The sequence below is a fragment of the Paraclostridium bifermentans genome (assembly GCF_964259345.1).
In the GTDB taxonomy this organism is placed as follows: Bacteria; Bacillota; Clostridia; order Peptostreptococcales; family Peptostreptococcaceae; genus Paraclostridium; species Paraclostridium bifermentans_B.
The window spans coordinates 1-5,110 of record NZ_CAXVJR010000018.1 but is presented as its reverse complement, the minus strand read 5'-3'; the positions used below and the strand labels follow the sequence as shown (position 1 = coordinate 5,110).

The 5,110-nt window shown below is 28.1% G+C and carries 3 protein-coding genes; 2 read left to right on the top strand and 1 reads right to left on the bottom strand.

Going from position 1 to position 5,110, the window contains the following annotated elements; translation table 11 throughout:
* Positions 1-289: 289 nt before the first annotated feature.
* The gene (locus ACEXNK_RS17420; protein WP_373601471.1) at positions 290-1,468 is read right to left on the bottom strand and encodes a pyridoxal phosphate-dependent aminotransferase; all 1,179 of its coding nucleotides are present in this window, start codon (positions 1,466-1,468) and stop codon (positions 290-292) included.
* A gap of 355 nt (positions 1,469-1,823) precedes the next feature.
* Here ACEXNK_RS17420 and ACEXNK_RS17415 point away from each other — a divergent pair, with 355 nt between their 5' ends.
* Positions 1,824-4,175, top strand: coding sequence for an anaerobic ribonucleoside triphosphate reductase (locus ACEXNK_RS17415; protein ID WP_373601470.1), 2,352 nt, complete (start codon positions 1,824-1,826; stop codon positions 4,173-4,175).
* 21 nt (positions 4,176-4,196) lie between these two features.
* Positions 4,197-4,736: an anaerobic ribonucleoside-triphosphate reductase activating protein gene (nrdG, locus tag ACEXNK_RS17410; protein WP_373601469.1), complete on the top strand. Its 540-nt coding sequence runs from the start codon at positions 4,197-4,199 to the stop codon at positions 4,734-4,736.
* Positions 4,737-5,110 lie beyond the last annotated feature (374 nt).

The following is a 5,110-nucleotide window of genomic DNA, read 5'->3' as shown; positions in this document are numbered from 1 at the left end:
AAGCTCTTTAGCGCCGATGGTACTTGGTGGGAAGCTGCCTGGGAGAGTAGGACGTAGCCGCGTAATCTTTTTTATTTTGTAATAAAAATTATATTGTAACTACATATAAAATTAGATATTTTATATATAGTTTTACGTGAAACAAAATATCTCTTGCTAAAATTAGCAAGAGATATTTTTATTAAATAAATTATATTTAAAGAATATATATTTTAAAAAATAGCAAAGGAAAGCTAAGTAAATTTTTATAATCGCATATTAGTTAAAAATAAAAATTTTTTATTATAATCTATAAAGATTCAGTTAATTTAATTATTCTATTTAGACCTTCTGTAAAGTTACTTTCACTGCAAGCGTAAGAAATTCTTATATAATCATCCATACCAAATGCTATTCCAGGAACAGCGGCAACTTGATAATCATCTAGTAACTTATTACAAAATTCGATAGAGAAACTATCATTGTAATTAAATGATTTTTTTATTTTAGATAAATCTATAAAGATATAAAAGGCTCCATTAGGAGTTACATATCCTAACTTAGATGATTTATCAAGCATATCAACAACTAAGTTTCTACGATTTTTATAAATATTATTTATAGTAGAAATATAATCAGTACAATCTTTTAAAGCCCCATATGCTATATATTGTGCAGTAAGTGAAGGATGAGATACTAAATGACCTTGTATAGTAGATATTGCTTTTGCTATTGTTTTATTACTAGCAGTATATCCAATTCTAAGACCAGTCATTGCGAATGATTTTGAAAAACCGTTAATAGTTATAGTTATATCTTTTATATCCTCACCCAGAGAAGCAATAGAAGTAAATTCATCATTATAGCAAATTCTTTCATAAATCTCATCTGCTAATATATATATATTGTTTTCTAGACATACATTTGCTATTTCTAGTAATTCACTTTTTGTATATACAGCCCCTGTTGGATTAGAAGGGTTATTTAAAAATAACATTTTAGTGTTAGGTGTTATGTATTTTTCTAGTATATCTTTTGTAAGTTTAAAATCATTTTCTTTATTTGTATCAATAAATACAGGATTAGCATTAACTAACTTAATCATTTCAGGATAGCTAACCCAATAAGGCTTAGGAACAAGTACATCATCACCTGGATTTAATATAGCTAATAAAGTATTTGTTATAGCATTTTTAGCACCACTAGATACAACTATATTATCTATATCGTAGGTACAGTTATTTTCTATTTTAAGTTTATTGCATATTTCCTCTCTAAGAACTTTTAATCCAGGAACTACATCATAGTTAGTTAAATTTTCATTAAGTGAATCTATGCCATATTTTTTAGCTTGATCTGGAACAAATGAATCTGGCTCTCCGATACTTAGATCTATTATAGATTTTCCTTCAGCTTTTAAACTTCTAACTTTGGAACTTATACCAATAGTATAAGACGGTGTTATATTACTCAATCTTTTCGATAACATTAAAAATACCTCCTTGAAAAAATATATAATTATATTATATATTAATTTACAATAATAAAGGAAAATATATAAATATATAGAAGATAATATATATAGAAAGATTACTAAAAATTCTAAAAAAATTAAAAAAGTTTGAAGTTATTACAAATACTAACGTTCAAAAAATGTAGATAGCTGTTTCAATGCTTACAGCAGATTTGACGATTATGAGTAAATTTGCTAATCTTATATAGTAGAGAAATTAAAGACTTCCCTTTGACTTTGTTAAAGGGGATTTTTTTCATCCGGGAATACTATATATAGTGGGTATGTCTATTTGTAAATACAATATATTGTGATAGAGGGGGATTTTATTGTGATTGAAATAGTAAGGAAAAGAGATGGAAGATTAATACCTTTTAATTCTGACAGAATAACTAGAGCTATATTTTTAGCCGCTAGTAAAGTTGCAAAAAGAGAAAATACTACAGCGGATTATCACTTAGCAGAATTATTGACACAAGATGTAATAAAATTATTAAATTTAAAATATATAGATAAAACACCAGGGGTAGAAGATATACAAGATGCTGTTGTAAAAGTACTTATAGAAAAAGGACATGCAAAGACTAGTGAAGAGTACATTGTTTATAGAACGGAACGTAATAGAATAAGAGATTCTAAATCTAGACTTATGAAGTCAATAGAACAAATAACTTTTTCAGATGCAGGAGAAGCAGATATAAAAAGAGAAAATGCAAATATAGATGGAAACACAGCTATGGGTACTATGCTTCAATATGGAAGTACAGTCTCTAAAGAATTTTGCAAGACTCATATACTAAAACCAGAACATGCTTTTGCACATGATAATGGAGATATACATATTCATGATATGGATTTTTTAAATATGGGAACATTAACATGTTGTCAAATAGATTTAAAAAAATTATTTAAAGGTGGTTTTTCTACAGGGCATGGATATTTAAGAGAACCTAATGATATTATCAGCTATGCAGCTTTATCAGCTATAGCGATACAAAGTAATCAAAATGATCAACATGGGGGACAAAGTATACCTTTCTTTGATTATAGTTTAGCTGAAGGTGTGTATAAAACATTTAAGAAATTATATGCAAGTAATATATCTAAAGCATTAAATCTTTATGAAGATATAGAGGTATTAGATGAAGTTAAAGAAATAATATCTTATGTAGAAAAATCAACAAATAGTAAAGCTAGTTTAAAATTAGAAGATGCTTATGTAGAGTTAGAAAATAAGGAATTAGCTAATATATTCAAAATCGATCTTGAAATAGCAAGTAAAGTTCAGAAATTTGCATGGAAAGAAGCTTATAAAGAAACAAATAGAAATACTTATCAAGCAATGGAAGCATTTATACACAATTTAAATACAATGCATTCAAGAGCTGGAGCTCAAGTTCCTTTTTCAAGTGTAAACTTTGGTACAGATACATCTGAAGAAGGTAGAATGATTACTAAAAATTTATTACTATCTGCAGAAAAGGGGTTAGGAAATGGAGAAACACCTATATTCCCTATATTGATATTTAAGGTAAAAGAGGGAATAAGTTTAAATAAAGAAGATCCGAATTACGATTTATTTAAATTAGCTTGTAGAGTATCTGCAAAAAGATTATTTCCTAATTTTAGTTTTATTGATGCGCCATTTAATGCTAAATATTATGTAGAAGGAAGACCAGAGACGGAAGCTACATATATGGGATGCAGAACAAGAGTGGTAGGTAATGTATGTGGTGAAGATATAGTAAGTGGAAGAGGAAATTTATCATTTACGACAATCAATCTACCTAGGCTAGGAATAAAACATGGACTAGTAAATGGACAAGCTACAGATATAGATGGATTTTACAAAGAATTAGATGAAAAGATAGATTTAGTAATAGATCAATTACTTGAAAGGTTTGAGATTCAAGGTAATAAAAAGGTTAAAAACTTTCCTTTCTTAATGGGGCAAAATGTATGGAAAGGATCTGAGAACTTAGGTGCTAATGATACATTAAGAGAAGTAATAAAACAAGGGACATTAACAGTAGGATTTATAGGATTGGCAGAATGCTTAATTGCTCTTATAGGTAAGCACCATGGAGAAAGTAAAGAAGCTCAAAATATGGGTATAGAAATAATAACTCATATGAGAAATAGGATGGAGCAAGCTAGTGAAGAGTATGGATTAAACTTTTCATTAATAGCAACTCCAGCAGAAGGGTTATCTGGAAGGTTTACATCTATAGATAGAAAACATTATGGGGATATAGAAGGTGTAACTGATAGAGAATACTATACTAATTCATTCCATGTACCTGTATATTACAAGTTAAGTTCGTTTGATAAGATAAAAATAGAAGCTCCATACCATGAACTCACAAATGCTGGTCATATAACTTATATAGAATTGGATGGAAGTCCATCTAATAATTTAGAAGCTTTTGAAACTATAATAAGAGCTATGAAAGAGATGGGCATAGGTTATGGTAGTATAAATCATCCTGTAGATAGAGATCCAGTATGTGGTTATTCTGGTATTATTCAAGGGAATATATGCCCCGCTTGTGGTAGAAATGAACTAGATGGAGAAATAGGATTTGAAAGAATTAGAAGAATAACAGGATATTTGGTAGGGACTGTAGATAGATTTAATAATGCTAAAAAAGCTGAAGTAAGAGATAGAGTAAAGCATAATTAATATTTTAATGGGGTGATTTACATGAAGATAAGATTAGCTTCTCCTATTACTATGGATAGTATAGTAGATGGTCCGGGGTTAAGAGCTGTAATATGGACACAAGGTTGTATCCATCAATGTAAAGGATGCCATAATCCACAAACACATGATTTATGTGGAGGTTACTTGGAAAACACTGATAAAATAGTTAAAGAAATCTGTAACTTAAAACTTCATAGAGGAATTACATTATCTGGAGGAGAACCATTTATGCAGAGTGAGGCTCTTTTAGATATAGCCAAAGCTTCTAAGGAAAATAAATTAGATGTATGGGCATATACTGGATATACCTTTGAAGAACTTTTAGATAAGAAAAATCCTTCTTATTTTAATAATTTAAATCTACTTAGAAGTATAGATGTTTTAGTGGATGGAAAATTCATAGAAGCTAAAAAAGATATAAGTTTTAAATTTAGAGGATCATCTAATCAAAGAATAATAGATGTTCAGAAAAGTTTAAAAGGAAAGAAGATATATTTACATGAAGAATATATGAAAGATGAACTAGAAATAGCTAAATAATATATATATAAAGAAAAAAGTATGTAAATCTTAATAAGATTTACATACTTTTTTTCTTTATATGAATATTTATTATAAAAAAATGAAAAAATACGAAGGTATTGTTAGTATAGGGGTTATCCTGGTGGATAATGTGGATAAGTGCTATTGATATAAGTGAATAACAAACTTTAAAGCTGTAGATAATGTGGATAAAAATGTTGATAACTTGTTGATTACTTTTTTTATTAAAGTAAAAATGAAAAATAATTAAAAAAAATAAAAAAAACTGTTGACGATAGTTTAATTAGGTGATAAAGTATTACTTGTCCTTAAGAAACGGACGAAACGAAAAACACAAAATGAACTTTGAAAATTAAACAGTAGGTTAATTA

Coding starts and splice junctions, on each gene's coding strand:
- nrdG (WP_373601469.1), top strand. CDS start 4,197: ATGAAGATAAGATTAGCTTCTCCTATTACTATGGATAGTATAGTAGAT.
- ACEXNK_RS17420 (WP_373601471.1), bottom strand. CDS start 1,468: ATGTTATCGAAAAGATTGAGTAATATAACACCGTCTTATACTATTGGT.